The sequence below is a fragment of the Vibrio sp. D420a genome (assembly GCF_030248625.1).
In the GTDB taxonomy this organism is placed as follows: domain Bacteria; phylum Pseudomonadota; class Gammaproteobacteria; order Enterobacterales; family Vibrionaceae; genus Vibrio; species Vibrio fortis_A.
On record NZ_JAHGAN010000002.1, the window covers coordinates 468,988 to 484,410 of the forward strand.

General features: G+C 45.0%; 14 protein-coding genes. 5 read left to right on the forward strand and 9 right to left on the reverse strand.

The features are described from left to right. Nucleotides 1-65 precede the first annotated feature (65 nt). Nucleotides 66-524 (reverse strand): Lrp/AsnC family transcriptional regulator, encoded by a 459-nt coding sequence (locus KI743_RS02930; RefSeq protein ID WP_152469616.1) that lies wholly within the window; start codon nt 522-524, stop codon nt 66-68. A 152-nt stretch (nt 525-676) separates the two neighbouring features. Between KI743_RS02930 and KI743_RS02935 the strand changes: the two genes are divergently transcribed. After that, nucleotides 677-1,627 carry a DMT family transporter gene (locus KI743_RS02935; RefSeq protein ID WP_285464804.1) on the forward strand — a complete coding sequence of 317 codons (951 nt, stop codon included), beginning with the start codon at nt 677-679 and terminating at the stop codon, nt 1,625-1,627. 81 nt (nt 1,628-1,708) lie between these two features. Beyond that, the gene (locus tag KI743_RS02940; RefSeq protein WP_032552671.1) at nt 1,709-2,164 is read left to right on the forward strand and encodes a hypothetical protein; all 456 of its coding nucleotides are present in this window, start codon (nt 1,709-1,711) and stop codon (nt 2,162-2,164) included. 31 nt (nt 2,165-2,195) lie between these two features. On the opposite strand, the gene KI743_RS02945 is transcribed toward KI743_RS02940, so the two are convergent. From KI743_RS02945 to KI743_RS02965, 5 genes are all read right to left on the reverse strand, one after another. Further along, nucleotides 2,196-3,584, reverse strand: a complete 1,389-nt coding sequence (locus KI743_RS02945; RefSeq protein WP_285464807.1) for a HAMP domain-containing sensor histidine kinase — start codon at nt 3,582-3,584, stop codon at nt 2,196-2,198. Nucleotides 3,585-3,627: 43 nt separating this feature from the next. Further along, nucleotides 3,628-4,359: a response regulator transcription factor gene (locus tag KI743_RS02950; RefSeq protein WP_285464809.1), complete on the reverse strand. Its 732-nt coding sequence runs from the start codon at nt 4,357-4,359 to the stop codon at nt 3,628-3,630. Between the two features lie 79 nt (nt 4,360-4,438). Further along, nucleotides 4,439-5,122: a spondin domain-containing protein gene (locus KI743_RS02955; protein WP_150869683.1), complete on the reverse strand. Its 684-nt coding sequence runs from the start codon at nt 5,120-5,122 to the stop codon at nt 4,439-4,441. Between the two features lie 9 nt (nt 5,123-5,131). Beyond that, nucleotides 5,132-5,815: a spondin domain-containing protein gene (locus KI743_RS02960; protein WP_152469621.1), complete on the reverse strand. Its 684-nt coding sequence runs from the start codon at nt 5,813-5,815 to the stop codon at nt 5,132-5,134. A gap of 268 nt (nt 5,816-6,083) precedes the next feature. After that, the gene (locus KI743_RS02965) at nt 6,084-6,422 is read right to left on the reverse strand and encodes a YggL family protein (protein ID WP_032552676.1); all 339 of its coding nucleotides are present in this window, start codon (nt 6,420-6,422) and stop codon (nt 6,084-6,086) included. Between the two features lie 237 nt (nt 6,423-6,659). On the opposite strand from KI743_RS02965, the gene KI743_RS02970 reads away from it, so the two are divergent. Further along, a complete protein-coding gene (locus tag KI743_RS02970) occupies nt 6,660-8,684 on the forward strand; it encodes a PhoX family phosphatase (protein WP_285464813.1) in 2,025 nt (674 codons plus the stop codon). Between the two features lie 213 nt (nt 8,685-8,897). Here KI743_RS02970 and KI743_RS02975 read toward each other — a convergent pair whose 3' ends face one another. The 3 genes from KI743_RS02975 to KI743_RS02985 form a co-directional block, all read right to left on the reverse strand. Further along, nucleotides 8,898-9,518 carry a LysE family translocator gene (locus tag KI743_RS02975; protein WP_285464815.1) on the reverse strand — a complete coding sequence of 207 codons (621 nt, stop codon included), beginning with the start codon at nt 9,516-9,518 and terminating at the stop codon, nt 8,898-8,900. A 204-nt stretch (nt 9,519-9,722) separates the two neighbouring features. Next, the gene (locus tag KI743_RS02980; RefSeq protein WP_150869688.1) at nt 9,723-11,009 is read right to left on the reverse strand and encodes a DEAD/DEAH box helicase; all 1,287 of its coding nucleotides are present in this window, start codon (nt 11,007-11,009) and stop codon (nt 9,723-9,725) included. Between the two features lie 159 nt (nt 11,010-11,168). Next, the gene (locus tag KI743_RS02985) at nt 11,169-12,152 is read right to left on the reverse strand and encodes a GTP-binding protein (protein ID WP_032552680.1); all 984 of its coding nucleotides are present in this window, start codon (nt 12,150-12,152) and stop codon (nt 11,169-11,171) included. Between the two features lie 569 nt (nt 12,153-12,721). Between KI743_RS02985 and clcA the strand changes: the two genes are divergently transcribed. Together clcA and KI743_RS02995 are read left to right on the forward strand one after the other, a co-directional pair. Then, the gene (gene clcA / locus KI743_RS02990) at nt 12,722-14,128 is read left to right on the forward strand and encodes a H(+)/Cl(-) exchange transporter ClcA (RefSeq protein WP_285464820.1); all 1,407 of its coding nucleotides are present in this window, start codon (nt 12,722-12,724) and stop codon (nt 14,126-14,128) included. A gap of 207 nt (nt 14,129-14,335) precedes the next feature. Continuing rightward, complete coding sequence (locus KI743_RS02995; protein WP_172974277.1) at nt 14,336-15,310, forward strand: TDT family transporter; 975 nt, start codon at nt 14,336-14,338, stop codon at nt 15,308-15,310. The last annotated feature ends 113 nt before the right edge of the window (nt 15,311-15,423 follow it).

The following is a 15,423-nucleotide window of genomic DNA, read 5'->3' on the forward strand; positions in this document are numbered from 1 at the left end:
CGTTTTTCGTTTCTAGCCCCACACCTTTTCCACCAGCTCACACCTTTCGCTAACTGGCTTCAAACTTACCCCTTATAAATAGGTAACGGTGTATTGCCTTTAACCTGCCTGATTGCTAAGTGCGTATGGATATCTTTTACGTTTTCTAAACGCTGTAGTTTCCTAGTGAACGACTCGTACGCGTTTAAGTTTTCACTAACCACTTCCAATAAATAGTCATACGCTCCAGACACAACATGGCAACTGATCACCTCTTCCATCTCAACAATGGCATGTTCAAATTCATTGATTGATTTCTCTTGGTGATTACTCAGGCTCACCTCCACAAACACACTCATTGCAATGCCAACATGACTTCGGGACAGGCTCACTCGATAGCTATCAATAATGCCATTCTGCTCTAGGCGCTTGATTCTTCTGGCACAAGGAGACGGAGACAACCCGACGAGATCCGCTAGCTCTGCAATGGTTAAGCGACCATCTCGCTGTAATAGCTCTAACAAGTGTTTATCGACACGATCCATCGCATTAACCCCCATATTGGTGTAAATCGTCAAATAATTACTAATAATTAACGATATCAGTTAAGTAATCATCAATTCAAAGTAAATATTGCCAATTTTCACCTTTCCACGTGCTTCATAATATGTCTATCAACCAAGGATAGGAAAATACAATGTTGCTCGGGTACACCTCAATTGCCGTCACTTTAATGATTTGGGCTAGTTTCTTTTTATCTTTAAAGGGAGGAGCCAACTCGGTATTAGCTCCCTCAGATATCGCATTGACTCGATTTCTCATCCCGTCACTCGTTCTTTTTCCTCTGGTATACAAAGCTCGCCACGCGATTGCATCAGTACCTAAAATCTACTTGATAGGTATGTTCATCGGTTGCGGACTGCCCTACTTACTGGTTACGAGTTCAGCGATGCAGTATGTGTCTGTTGCTCAAGGCAGTGCGCTCGTACCGGGGACGTTGCCACTGTTCGTTACCATGATCGCAGTGTTCTTTTTCAAGCAACCACTCAGCCATCATCGCGTTATCGGCTTCGCACTTGTAATCATCGGTATTGTTATCTTTTTGTTTACTGGCTTATCTAAGCATGAAGAGCACACCAGTGACTCATTAATTGGCTCTGAGACATTGGGCCAATTGCTATTTCTGTTTGCCAGTTTGATGTGGGCGATATTTACAATTTCAGCGCGAGTTGCGAATCTGAATGCCCTTGTCGTTGCGGGCTTGGTCAGTTTGATGTCGAGCATCCTATTAATAGCTTTAATCGTCGCAGGAGTGCTTCCCAGCTACCTATATGAACAATCGATGACCCAATGGCCAGTCAACGAATTACTTACGCACAGTGCGATTCAGGGGGTGGGAGCTGGGATTATTGCGGCAGCTACTTACTTATATGCGGTACAGACACTTGGCGCCGAGCGCTCTGCCGCTTTTGGCAGTTCAACGCCTGTGATCGCTACTCTATTGGCTATACCAATCTTCCACGAAGTACCAAGTGTAAGCAGCTGGCTCTCGCTAGCATTCATCTGCAGTGGCAGCCTACTCGCAAGTAACATCTTTCTTAAAAAGGATGCGTCACTCGATTACGAGCCACCAAAGCGCCACGCATAAAAGAAGATACAGTGATAATTCACTTTTTATCGAGCTGTTTCTCATTTACACTGGCGCACCTTTTTCTAAAGAGAGAATGTCATGCAACGCGATTACACACTTAACTGCCTGATCACCATGCCACGTCATGAGCTTGAAGAGTTCAGTCTAAGAATGATCCATCGTCTGGTTCCAGAAGATGCGATGAATGAGCTGTTTACCTTTGAGCAAGAAGAAGTGACCAGCGAAGAGCGCATGCAGTCAGCTAAATTTGACGCGATGCTACGAATGACGGCGATCGCGTTAGGTGAAGTTAATTTGGCATTTTCTGAATCAGAGAACGCTCAGCAGAATATTGATCGTATGACTCGTCTTCTGCTTTGGCACTTCTATTCGATCTCATTCAATTTGGAAGAAGCGATCGCGATTGAGGTTCACTGTGAAAAAGTAGAATCAATTTTGAAGAACGCACCGAAAGATGCATTCGGTTGGGTGAAAGAGCTCACCGAACTTCTTCACTTCTACGCAAAAGTGAACGAGCAGAACGGCGAACAATAACACCTTGTTGGAGTGAGCCTAGCTCCCCTCCCTAGGACCCAAGAACATTTGCAGAAGGCAGATAAAAACTTTGTTTAAAGGTGTTATCTGCCTTTGTTGTTTCTAGAACACTGTGATGAAGCATCAAAATCGATTGTACAATGCGCGTACCTATACCGAGCGAGCCTTTAGCAGCGAGGCTGTCGACCTCATTTTGAATGGTTACTCTTGTTCGCTTATCTTGCGTACCTTGCTCGACAACAATGCTTAACTCACCATCGTGTGGAGCGTGACGAATTGCATTCTCCATCAAATTAAACATCAATCGCTCGATCAATTTCTGTTCCCCGACGATCGATACAGCACTATCGATTCTCACATTGAGATTAATATGTTTGGCATCGAGCTGATTCTTGAATGTTTCCTCACATAACGTCAGTAAGCGATTGAAATCAATCGTCCGGTATTCATAGGTCGGCAGCTCTTTCTCTTGTTTCGCCGTGTCCAGTAGCGAGTTAAGTTGCTCGAACAATTTATTGCTGTTTCGATACGCAACATCAATCAATGGATCAGGTTGAGGATTCTGTAACTGCCACGTTTCCAAGTAACCCAATACGCTAGACAGTGGTGTTTTTAGATCATGACTTAATTGGATTAATGTTTGGCGACGTTGTGAGGATTGATATTCAAGGTGCAGAAACTGCTGCTGTATATGTTTGGCCATCAATTCGTAAGACCTCGCCACAGGCACTAATTCAGGCACCTGCTTGGTGAAATCAGGCTCTAACCTAAAGTCATGCTCTGCTTGCTGCTGCAATTTGTCTGTCACTTTCTCAATAGGATTAAGCAAACTTCGTTTTACTAGCATGTAAGCGCCGACTGCAAAACCTAAAATCGATATCAATACCAAAGCTGCGAGTGCAATGTACGAGGAATCAACTTGGGCATCAGCAATCACAGCGTGGCGATTACTACCAATCAACACATATAGATAGCCCACCGTTGAGCCTAACTCTTGAATAGCTGCAACAGAGAACACTTTAGGGTCTGTCGGCGTACGAGGGTCTTCCCCTAAGATTGGATATGCTTCGTTGGCGAGAAAACGTTGGATGGGTCCTAAATCAACATACTCCATCATCTCTGTGCCTTCAGGAGCAGCGTGAGTGGTGATCTTACCTTGAGCATCGAGAAAGTAGATCTCAAAGTCAGGGCCAATCAACATTAAGGTATGGAAAATACTCTTAAGCGCTACAGGGTTATAATCAGTCCCGACCATAAGAGGATTGTCATCACGCATATGACGCGCCAAGTCCTTGTGTAAGCTCTGCTTGGTTCTCTGCTCGATCGTTTGTTTTTGCCAATGATATGTAAAACCAATTGCCACACTCGCCAGCAAAAACCAAATACTAGTGAATGCCATCAATCGAGACTTGAAGCTCATAATTCAACCTCCATCTGCCCTATCCTATTTTTGCTTAAACGAATCAATGCTTAGCATGAAACTTATATCCAACCCCCCACACCGTCTGGATATAGTTTTGTTCACCGTCTTGAGTAACCAACTTACTGCGTAGACGATTTACGGTGCTACACACAGTGTGATGGTATCCGGCATGATGAGTGTTCCACACATGGTCCAAAAGCTGGTCTTTGCTGTACACGCGCCCTGGCTTTGTTGCTAAAAATGACAGCAAGGAAAACTCCATAGCCGTCAAAGAGACCTCTCTTCCGTCTAACACGACTTGGTGAAGCTCAGTATCAATAACCAGTGGACCAAAAGACATCGTATGTTCTTGCTGAGAGGTTGGTTGAGCTGGAAGGTCTTCGTGACTGATTCTTCGGAGCACATTGCGTACTCGAGCTTGAAACTCTAGGACACTAAACGGCTTGGTAATATAGTCATCTAAGCCGGCTTCTAAACCTGAGACTTTGTCCATCTCACTATCACGAGCGGTCAACATCAGCATTGGCGTCCAATCTTTCTCTTTTCTCACAGAGCGACAAAACTCCACGCCATCTCCATCGGGTAGACCGCGATCAAGTACGACTAGATCAAAATCGTTTTCTTGATAGGCGGACATCGCCTCTCCAATACTGGCGACTCTGCACACTTCTTGCCCCTGAAAGCGCAAGTGCATGGTCACTAATTCGGCGAGATCGTTATCATCTTCAACCAGTAGTATCTGCGCTGTCATTTTGTTTGCTGTCGATTCCATAATTCAACCATGTTCCAGTAGCGTCCATTTCTATTCGACCGGAACACGGAAAGAATTATTTCATTCAATTGGCTAATATCTACTCTATTCGAGTAATAGACAGACGAGCGCCGGGGTTTAAGAAACGATGCGATGCGCTCAACGTCGATGCAGTTAAACCATCATCTTGGCTTATCACACCAGAGTGAAATGAGACTGCATCTGTATCATCGCGAGCAGCATTAAAACCTTCACCGCCACCTGCTGGTCCAGGGATCGTCGCTGCGGTTTCGCTGTTTGCCTCAGTACCTGAATCCCACACATCCATATTCATGGTAAAGGTCTCACCGACAGACAGGGTTTTGATATTGATACCTGATTCACCGATAAACGCGTCATTGGTATTCACTAGCATAGAGGCTAATGAGAGATACTTAGCTTGTTTATAGTTAAGGGTCAATGTGACGGTGTCACCCTCTCCCGGTAGAATCAAGCCATTACCCGACACACCCTGATAAACATTGCTATCACTGTTCATCAGATCAATTAGCTGAGAGTTACTTCCGCCTTCCGCTAAATATTCGAGTTCAGTTGACGCGCTTGACCCAATAGCAAACAGCTCAAAGTTACCATTGTGGCTTAATACAGCTAGCGGCGACATTGGTTGACTTGGCGTCAAATTCGTTACTGTCACGTTGTAGCGATAATAGTGATCATTGTCATCGCTTGGACAACCTGCGAGCACCCCCACAGAAGCAGCAATGGCTAAAATACGTAATTTCATAACTGCCCCCTATTTCACTTCAATTGTGATCGTCGCAACCGGGTTTAACCAACGATGGCTGCTGTTATCGAGATCACTTATCCCACCAGTCGCGTTGTCATCACCAATGTTACCCGGATGAATATGGACTTTATTGTTTGACACCGCTGTCTCTACACCCGTACCGCCACTACCGAATGTAATGAATGGAGGGTTTGGCATACTTCCGGCAAGTTCATCATTCGCTTCTGTACCAGCATCATAGCCATTGAGTGAAACTTTGTAGGTACCGGCTTGCTCTGGAATTTTCCAACTATCTAAACCAACAAAGCCATCGTTGGTTGGAAGGAGCATTGCACTTAAAGATAGATATTTCAGGTCACCAGTATCAATAGTCAGTGACGTTGTTACTCCAGGGTTTAGGATACCGCTAGCTGGGTTTTCCGATACGACACCACCAGCGTTGGTGATAACACTCGACAGGCCTGAAATATCGCCACCTTCGGCCATAGCTTCCAATTCAGCACTGGCCGTTTCACCAGTTCTAAACATGAATAAACTTGAGTCATGCGCAGCGACTAGAATCGGTGTGAAGTAGATACCTTTCGTCGCATTGGTAATAGAGATATCCAACTCAGCCGCATTAAGTGTTGAAACCGACATAGACAATGCCAGCGCAGAAAATGTGAGTCCGAAAACTTTTTGCTTGTTCATAATGATTCCATCCTAGTTTCACTCATTGAGCGAGTTATGCCTTTATCAAAAATGGTCGTCGACCAAGGTGTTGATAAATAGGATGGCAATGAGATCTATCAGCGACTTCATTCAATTCTCATAAAAGTCTCACAAGTTTCTTGGTTTTCTCTCACTCAGGATACAGTGTCTGAACAAACGCGTAGAAAAAAGCCCAGTGGGTGAACACTGGGCCTTGATTGTTCTGATTTGCTTAGACATTTCACTGAATGTTTAAAGCAGTAAGAGGTTATAGGTAGTTCGCGTCTACTAGCTCGCTCACTTCAACTTTGCTCACCTCTGCACGAGCTTCAAGCCATTGTGCTACTTGCAACTGCTCTGCTTCTGTTACTGAACGGTAGCGCTCCGTTGCGCACACAAAACCTTCAAACAGCTCAAGGCCACCGCCACCAAAGCACAATCCGATACCATCGATAAAATCAATGAACTCATCGATGAATACATCGTACTGATCAAAATCAGTAATAGATGTTGTGCAGCTCACTTCAAAACCCAAAATAGCGAATTCACCTAGGTATAGCTTTTTACGTAGACGACGGTTCTTGTTTTCGATTTTATCTAATTTCATAGCATTCTCTCTTGATTGTGTCGCCCATTTCTCATGGGGATATAAGCATTTATACACAGTTGCCTATCAATTCCAAAGAGATTTATAAGGCATTGAGCCCAAAAGCGTAAGAATCGTGCTACAGCAACAAAACCTTAAAATAATTTATAAAAATATGTCACTTACTTCCATCAGGATTAGCCTCATATTGAAACTATTACTCTAATAACCATCTCAACCGCAATAGGAAGTAAGTTCATGAGCAAGGAAACATTCGATAGCCGTCGCTTTAACAATAGTGATAACAAACCCTTTGAAGAAGTGTTAGAAGCGAGCCTATCTCGTCGCAGCATTCTTAAAGGTGGTTTAGGTATCAGTGCAATGACGGCATTTGGTGCTTTCGGCTTAGCAGGTCATAGTGCACCGGCTGCAGCGGCATCTCACGCATCATCAGCAAAGAGCAGCGCACAGCTTGCTTTTGAATCTGTAAAAGGGTCTCTAACCGACAGTGTCGTTGTACCTAAAGGTTACGTAGCACAGGTGCTTGTACCATGGGGAACACCATTAAACGCGCAAGGTAATGCATGGCGTGAAGATGGTAAAAACACTGGCGACGACCAAGCAAACGCACTCGGCATGCACCACGATGGCATGCACTTCTTCCCGCTAGACGACAACAACAACGATGGCCTACTGGTTATCAACCACGAATACATCGATCAGAAAGCACTGCACCCTAATGGCCCAACATACCAAGATGGCGCTCGCACCAGCATTGATGAAGTGCGTAAAGAGATCAACGCACATGGTGTGAGTGTCGTTCGCGTTAAGCTAGATGGCAATCAGTGGGTTATGGTCGACAACGATCCACTAAACCGCCGCTACACAGGTGCGACAACAATGGATCTTTCAGGCCCTGTTGCCCACACAGAGTTAGTGAAAACTAAATACTCTCCCGACGGCAGCCAAGCTCGTGGAACACTAAATAACTGTGGTAATGGCTACACCCCTTGGGGCACATATCTAACATGTGAGGAAAACTGGCCAGGCTACTTTGTTAACAAAGGTCAATCGACCAAAGCGCAAGAGCGTATCGGTATTGCAACAGATAAAACGCGTTACGGCTGGGATACACTAGCTGGCAGTGCTGAAGAGCGACTAGATGAGTTCGCACGCTTTGATGTAACTCCTAATGGCAAGTCAGCAAAAGATGACTACCGTAATGAGGCACATGGCCACGGCTACATCGTTGAAATCGACCCATATACTGCTAATTCACGTGCAAAGAAGCGTACTGCACTAGGTTGTTTCCGTCACGAAGGCTGTACGTTTGGCAAAGTGACCGAAGGTCAGCCAGTTGTATTCTATTCTGGTCATGATTCTCGCTTCGAATATCTTTACAAATTCGTTTCTGACGCGAAGTGGGATCCAAAAGATGCGAAGCCAGAAAACCGACTTGTTGCCGGCGATAAGTACATGGACAAAGGTACGCTCTATGTGGCTCGATTCAACGAAGATGGCACAGGTTCTTGGTTACCGTTAACACTAAACAGCATGGCTGCGAAAGGTGGCAAGCTTTCTGACACATTCAATTCTCAAGCTGAGCTGATTGTAAATACTGCTGGCGCCGCTGACCTTGTTGGTGCAACACCGATGGATCGCCCTGAGTGGTGTGCAGTTGACCCAATGACTGGCACGGCTTACCTAACGCTCACTAACAACACTAAGCGCAAAGAGCCAAACTCTGCGAACCCTCGCATTAACAACAAGTTTGGCCATGTGATTCGTTGGGATGAAGGCAAAACCGCAGACGCGTTCCAATGGGATATCTTTGTGTTTGGCTCACCAGCGGTTTCAGATCCTAAGATCAACCGTTCAGGCCTAAACGACATCAACCAATTTGCTAGCCCAGACGGCTTGGCGTTCGATGGTCGCGGTATTCTGTGGATTCAAACCGATAATGGCGCTGATGAAGTAACTCAGTACACCAACGATCAAATGTTGGCTGTCGTTCCGTCTCAGCTAACAGATGACAATGGTGACCATGCTGTTATCAGTGCGGAAAACCAAAGCCAGTTGAAGCGTTTCTTTGTTGGTCCAAATGGCTGTGAAGTAACAGGCTTTACCATTAGCCCTGATTACAAGTCACTGTTTGTGAACATTCAGCACCCCGCAAACTGGCCAATGTCTGATGATGCAACCGCTGAGACAAAAGGCAAGGTTCGCCCAAGAGCTGCAACTGTGGTTATCCGTCGTGAAGATGGTGGTGAAATCGCGGTTTAGATACATGATAAAGGCGAAGATCAGTAACCTTACTGTTATTTAGCTAACGAAAACCAAAAGAGCGATAAGGCCAAATACCCTATCGCTCTTTTTATATTCTATTCAATCTAAGGTTTAAGTAAGAGTCCGAGCTTTCACATTACTATTGCTCGTCATCCTCGAGAAGGAGGAACAACTGAGTCGGGGATCTCTACCCGTTCTCGTCAATCAAAATTAACTCACAAACAACCATACACCAACACCCATCATCAAGGTACCAGCAATACGGTTCATCAAACGAACATTGTCTGCTTGTCCCAATAAGTGCTTCAGACTCTTACCTCCCGTCGCATATAACGTCATACACACAAACTCCGATACCAAGATAATAGAAACTAAGATAGAGAGCTGAGGCACTAACGCCTTAGAGCTATTGATAAACGGTGGCAACAGAGAAATCATGAACGCCCAACCTTTGGGATTCGCGATGGCCGTAACGAAGCCCTGAACCACCAGGTCCCAATCGTTACCTGTTGCTTGATTTTGATTATCAGTGCTGATCGCCAGTTTACCCTTCGAACGCCACATTTGAACGCCAAGGTAAAACAGATACGCTGCCCCAACGAACTTAAAGCCAGTAAACAACCAAGGGTAATTAAACATGATCGAAGCAATACCCAGTACCGCTGCCACCGATACAACTCCCACGCCAACCAGTTCGCCAGCCATCATCCATAGAGTACGACGATAACCAATACTCATACCCAGCGTAAGCGCTAAGGTCATACACATCCCGGGAGTAATTGAGACAAAGAAAAATGTGGGGATGAAAGCCAAAAGTAGCGCACTATCCATATTGTTACCTTATTGCTTTGTTACTACGTAAAACTAACTATTTCCAATTTAGAAACAGCATGTTGAAAGTCGTGGCTATTGAAAACATCGGGGCGACAGATGCTGCGTAATCATTTATATATGACGAACTCATCTATAAATTAAGCCACTGTTGAAACGTAAAAGAGCCACATCACTGTGGCTCTTTCTATCATTAACCGTAGCTTACTTGCGACGGTTCTTGATGCGCTTCATCATTGCTAGACGACGCTCAGCATTCGCTTGGTCTGGCTTTTCTTCGTTCGCATTGTTCTTGCGACCTTGGCGGTTCTTATAAGCCGATTTGGTGTTTAGCTTCTCAATGTACGCATCACGCTTTTTAGGCTCGTAACCAGGTTGCTCTACGCGACGAATGCGTTGCTGAATCAATTTCTCTACTTGTACAACCGTCAGCTCTTCTTCACGGTTAACAAAAGAAACAGCGTGACCTTGTTTGCCTGCACGACCCGTACGACCAATTCGGTGAACATAGTCTTCTGCAAGGAATGGCATGTCGTAGTTGATTACGTGTGGTAAGTCTTCGATATCCAGACCACGAGCCGCAACGTCTGTTGCTACCATCACACGAGCTTTGCCTTCTTTGAACTCATCCAGCGCACGACGACGAGCACTCTGCGCTTTATCACCGTGACACAACACAGCTTTGATACCGTCAAGCTTAAGCTCTTTAACGACTTCGTTTGCTGTCTCTTTGTAGTTCACAAACACAAGCACTTGGCGCCAGTTTTTACGGCCAATCAGCTCAGAAAGTAATTCAGTTTTACGCTCTTGGTCTACAGGGTAAACCACGTGACCAACTGTTGCTGCCGTTGAGTTTTCACGCTCTACGCTAATGCGCTTTGGCTTACGCAGAATATCAACTGAAAGCTGGTTTAACTGAGTTGATGTTGTCGCTGAGAACATCATGATTTGAGGTGATGTTTCAACATCCATCATGATCTTACGTACCGCATTGATGAAGCCCATATCGAGAATACGGTCTGCCTCATCAAAAACTAGGAACTCAAGATTAGAGATAGAGACATTACCCTCTTCTAGGTGCTCTTCTAGACGACCCGGAGTTGCTACAAGAATGTCCACACCCAGATCTAACTGGCGAACCTGTGATGACATCTTGTTACCACCATAAACCGCCGCTACGCTCAGCTCTGTGTACTTAACGTAATCTTTGATGTTCTGTGCGATTTGAGCAACCAGTTCACGTGTTGGCGCAAGGATCAAAGCGCGAGCTGTACCGCGTGATGCTTTGTTGCCGCTGTTCAACAAATGCTGAATGACAGGTAATGAAAACGCAGCTGTTTTGCCCGTACCCGTTTGTGCCGTAGCAAAAATATCATGGCCTTTACGCGCCATTGGTATCGCTTTTTGTTGAATAGGTGTGAGTTTTTCATAACCACACTCAGTCAGCGCTTTTACGAGTTCAGGAGCAAAACCTTGAGAGGAAAATGACATTGTTACGAGTTCCTTAAGCAGACAGCCTACATTTTTATTTCAGCCGAGCACTATAAAGTAATTAGAGTGATTTATCTCACATTTATCGTGATATAACGCAAATTTTATCACTCTAATTGACACTTATTGAGCTTGGAGCCCAACAAGTGCCATCTTTTACTACTTCAGGCCACAAAGTTTGAGCAATACCTGTTCAAGGTCTGCCCACGGCATGAGTTGCGAATCAATCACTTCAAGGCGAGACTCAAAGCCATCTAAGCTGATTTCATTAACCGATACCACTTGGTTAGCCACATTAAATGCGAAACAGCCTTGATCTGTATTGACTACCGCTTTTACCCTTTCAGCTTGCAGTGCCGAGAGCATAGAAAACAGCTGGTCGAAATCAAATTTGTGCTCAGCACCAAACAACCAACCGCAGCTAAAGTAGCCCTGCCCTTTGTTCTCTTTGCGAATGAAATCTTCACCCGGTGGAAGCTCAAACTGAGGCTCTTGTTCAGCATGTTCATGATGATGTGCTTCAATTCCAAACGATGCACCACCTCGAACACGTTCGATGTCTAACACTTCAAGCGGCACTTCGCCATCATGGATCAGTTTATGGAATACCTTGGCCGGAGATTGATTCGTTACCCAGTCATTAAAGGTATCGATATCTTCAGAGTGAACAAGGTCCACTTTAGTGCCAATAATCACATCTGCACTGTCTAACTGGTCGTTAAAGTTTTGATTCGATGTGTACTTTTCATCTGAAAGATAACGCGGGTCAACCAAACCTAATGTCGCCTTTAGGTCAACATAAGGTGTGTATTGTTCAGAGGTTAATGTCGCAATAACCTGCTTAGGATGTCCTAGTCCAGTTGGCTCAATTAGGAGACGATCTGGCTTTTGACGAAGTAATGCGTTAATTCCAACAGACATAGGAACACCTGCCGTACAACACATACATCCACCAGGGACCTCTTTGATCAACGCACCCTGATCAGTCATCAGTGCGCCATCGATACCGATTTCGCCAAATTCGTTAACCAATACCGCCCAGTTTTCGTTCTCTGGTTTGTTCTTCAGCAAGTTTAAAATCGCGGTCGTTTTACCCACCCCGAGAAAGCCAGTAATAATATTGGTAGGAACTCTGTTCGTCATAGTCCATTCTCCTTTTTTTAGGAGTATATACCGAATATCAAAGGTTTGTCCGCATCGGATTTATGACGACTAGAAAGGAATAAAAGTAGATTTAGGGAAGCGTATTACAAGAGTTTCAAATCTGGATGAAATGAAGTGGGTTGGAGGTCAAAATTTATGCTGTCCCAAACAGACTAAAGGCGCACTTCGGTAGCGCGCCTTACCCTCGTTACTCAATCGTGAGTTCGCGAATCAGGAAGTCTTGTCATCGACCTGAACATTTAACGAGGAACTAGAAAATTTCTTTTTTGAATCCATCCAAATTGTGTGTAAAACCTCACTTCTCCTTGCGGTTCGTTATGTTGCTTTACAATTTAACTATGGTTCATTTTTGCAGTAATTCAAGTCGCCACTATAGATTCGACCAAATTTGTGACGACGATTCCACAGTATTGGCTATAGTTCTTATTTATGTCGCACGCTACTTTCATAAATGGAATTCAACTTTGCATCTTTGTTGCTATAGGATAAGTAACGGAGGCGTATAATTTACGACAATCCCACCGCACCAACTCAGGAACCCAGTTTCAATGACCAACAGAGAGAAAATAAAGCAATCCTTTTTAGCAAAAATGCCAAGGGATGCTATCAACCAATTTCTCTCCAGAGACAAAACCCCGGTATCTGTTTTAATCCTCTCTTGTATCGTCGGTATCCTTGCAGGTTTAGTTGGTACCTATTTTGAAGTTGCGGTTCATTTCATCACAGAAACTCGTACCGACTGGCTAAAAGATGAAATTGGCAGCTATCTACCGCTTTGGCTAGCCGCATTTCTTATTAGTGCAGCCTTTGCATTCATCGGCTATTTTCTTGTCCACCGTTTTGCACCCGAAGCCGCAGGATCAGGTATTCCTGAAATTGAAGGTGCGATGGACGGCATGCGTCCTGTTCGTTGGTGGCGAGTGCTTCCAGTCAAGTTCTTCGGTGGTATGGGCGCTCTCGGTTCAGGCATGGTGTTAGGTCGTGAAGGACCAACGGTACAAATGGGTGGCAGCATCGGTCGCATGGTCACTGATATCTTTCGTGTAAAAGATGACGACAGCCGCCACTCTTTGCTCGCTTCTGGTGCCGCCGGCGGATTAGCCGCTGCATTCAATGCACCTTTAGCTGGGATCATGTTCGTTGTTGAAGAGATGCGACCGCAGTTTCGTTACTCACTCATTTCTATCAAGGCCGTGATCATTTCTGCGGTTTCAGCCAACATCGTGTTTCGCTCTATCAACGGTCAGTCGGCTGTTATCACCATGCCCCAATATCAACCACCTGAGCTAAATGCGTTGTGGCTATTCCTTTTACTAGGCGTGCTGTTCGGGATTTTTGGCGTAATTTTCAATAAGCTGATCACCCTTTCACAAGACATGTTTGTCGCAATACACAAAAACGACCGCAAACGCTACTTAATGACGGGTACTCTGCTTGGCGGTTGCTTTGGCTTATTGCTTCTCTATATTCCAGAGCTAACTGGCGGTGGTATTGGTATTATCCCTAATGTCACCCATGGTGATTACAGTACCAACGTGCTGTTACTTATCTTCTTGGGACGTGTGCTTACCACCCTACTCTGTTTCGGCTCTGGTGCACCGGGCGGTATCTTTGCCCCGATGCTTGCACTTGGTACACTCTTTGGTTACGCATTTGGACTTATCGCTTCGGCCCTCTTTCCTGAACTCAATATCGATCCGGGCATGTTTGCGATTGCAGGTATGGGAGCACTATTTGCGGCGACTGTACGTGCCCCGATAACAGGGATTTTATTGGTTATCGAAATGACTAATAACTACTACCTGATATTACCGTTGATCATCACGTGCCTAGGTGCCGTAATCATTGCTCAGGTGTTAGGCGGCCAGCCGATTTACAGTCAACTACTGAACCGTACATTAAAAAATGAGAAATTAAGACAACAAGATCTACCGCAACAAGAGGAAGTACGTTAGTAACAAAAGACTCATGAAACAAAAGCACACATTCAACGTGCTTAGTGTCCCGATTTCGCATCAAAATCAAAAAAGCAAACGTTAATCTTGATATCATCCACTCAAAATTAGTTGAGCACCCTTAACATCTATTGAGAGCACAACTACACGCTCTAACTAGAGCAATAAGTCTAATGTTTAATATGTAACTTAAGGTGGAACAAGTCGTTGAACTGGAGAAGATTAACCCAAGTAAAAAATGTGCCGCCGTCTCAGGCGTCGTTAGCACTTGGCGTTATTGGGCTAGGACAAGCATGGGCTCTATATATTCCGGGGATTGGTGAAATCGTTCGTCCCTACCTCGCTTCAGTTGGCGCACTACTGTTAGTCCCTGTTTTACTTCGTTATCTCACAAGTTTTAATACCTTCATCAACGACATTCGCCACCCGTTAAGTGGAAGCTTGATGGCCCCTATGAGCATGGCTCTGTTGATCCTCTGTGACTACCTAGCCGAGATATCACCGATCATCGCCTACCCTATCTGGTTCTGCGCCCTGTTGCTTCACTTTACGATGATGGTGCTGTTTTTTAGTTTCCAGATCATCAACTTTAAAATGTCGAACATTGTTCCCAGCTGGTTCTTATACCCAGTAGGTTTGATCAGCAGCTCGTTAGCGGGTACACAATTTGGGCACACGGTATTTTCAGAAACACTCGCAGCGACCTGTATCGGTATCTACTTCTTCTTACTTCCAGTAGTGCTGTATCGCTTGGTGTTTGAAGGGAACTTGCCTCGTAGAGCAAGACCTACATTGGCAATCATGGCAGCTCCGGTGAACTTGTCACTAGCAGCTTACTTAGTTAATTTCGACCACCCAGATCCAATTCTTACAGGCGCTTTAGCGGGTATCGCCATTACCATGACGCTGCTAATCTACCTGTGTTACATCCGCTTGATGAGATTGAAGTTTCAGCCTTCCATCGCGGCGGTAACCTTTCCATCAGTGATCAGTGCGATCGCTATGCATCGGTTAACTACCTTTTTCGGGGCCGAGTATCCACAGTGGTACTGGTTACATAAATTTGGTTTCTTCGAACTCACCATTGCAACCATTTTAGTCATTTGGGTTGCAGGGGGTTACGTAAAAATGTACTGGCCAGAATTGTTCAATCCCAGGCAACTCATGAAAAAAGCGAAATAAGCCATTGTATCGCGGGATAATCACCTCTCGAACTTACGGCTATCGTTTTTGAAGAAACGAATAAGAAGAAATCTAGAAATGGGAAGAGAGTGGCACATCCATGTGCCTAAGTG

Bases quoted from the DNA above. Each gene is read 5' to 3' on its own strand.
- KI743_RS02930 (WP_152469616.1), bottom strand. From the start codon at position 524: ATGGATCGTGTCGATAAACACTTGTTAGAGCTATTACAGCGAGATGGT.
- KI743_RS02935 (WP_285464804.1), top strand. From the start codon at position 677: ATGTTGCTCGGGTACACCTCAATTGCCGTCACTTTAATGATTTGGGCT.
- KI743_RS02940 (WP_032552671.1), top strand. From the start codon at position 1,709: ATGCAACGCGATTACACACTTAACTGCCTGATCACCATGCCACGTCAT.
- KI743_RS02945 (WP_285464807.1), bottom strand. From the start codon at position 3,584: ATGAGCTTCAAGTCTCGATTGATGGCATTCACTAGTATTTGGTTTTTG.
- KI743_RS02950 (WP_285464809.1), bottom strand. From the start codon at position 4,359: ATGGAATCGACAGCAAACAAAATGACAGCGCAGATACTACTGGTTGAA.
- KI743_RS02955 (WP_150869683.1), bottom strand. From the start codon at position 5,122: ATGAAATTACGTATTTTAGCCATTGCTGCTTCTGTGGGGGTGCTCGCA.
- KI743_RS02960 (WP_152469621.1), bottom strand. From the start codon at position 5,815: ATGAACAAGCAAAAAGTTTTCGGACTCACATTTTCTGCGCTGGCATTG.
- KI743_RS02965 (WP_032552676.1), bottom strand. From the start codon at position 6,422: ATGAAATTAGATAAAATCGAAAACAAGAACCGTCGTCTACGTAAAAAG.
- KI743_RS02970 (WP_285464813.1), top strand. From the start codon at position 6,660: ATGAGCAAGGAAACATTCGATAGCCGTCGCTTTAACAATAGTGATAAC.
- KI743_RS02975 (WP_285464815.1), bottom strand. From the start codon at position 9,518: ATGGATAGTGCGCTACTTTTGGCTTTCATCCCCACATTTTTCTTTGTC.
- KI743_RS02980 (WP_150869688.1), bottom strand. From the start codon at position 11,009: ATGTCATTTTCCTCTCAAGGTTTTGCTCCTGAACTCGTAAAAGCGCTG.
- KI743_RS02985 (WP_032552680.1), bottom strand. From the start codon at position 12,152: ATGACGAACAGAGTTCCTACCAATATTATTACTGGCTTTCTCGGGGTG.
- clcA (WP_285464820.1), top strand. From the start codon at position 12,722: ATGACCAACAGAGAGAAAATAAAGCAATCCTTTTTAGCAAAAATGCCA.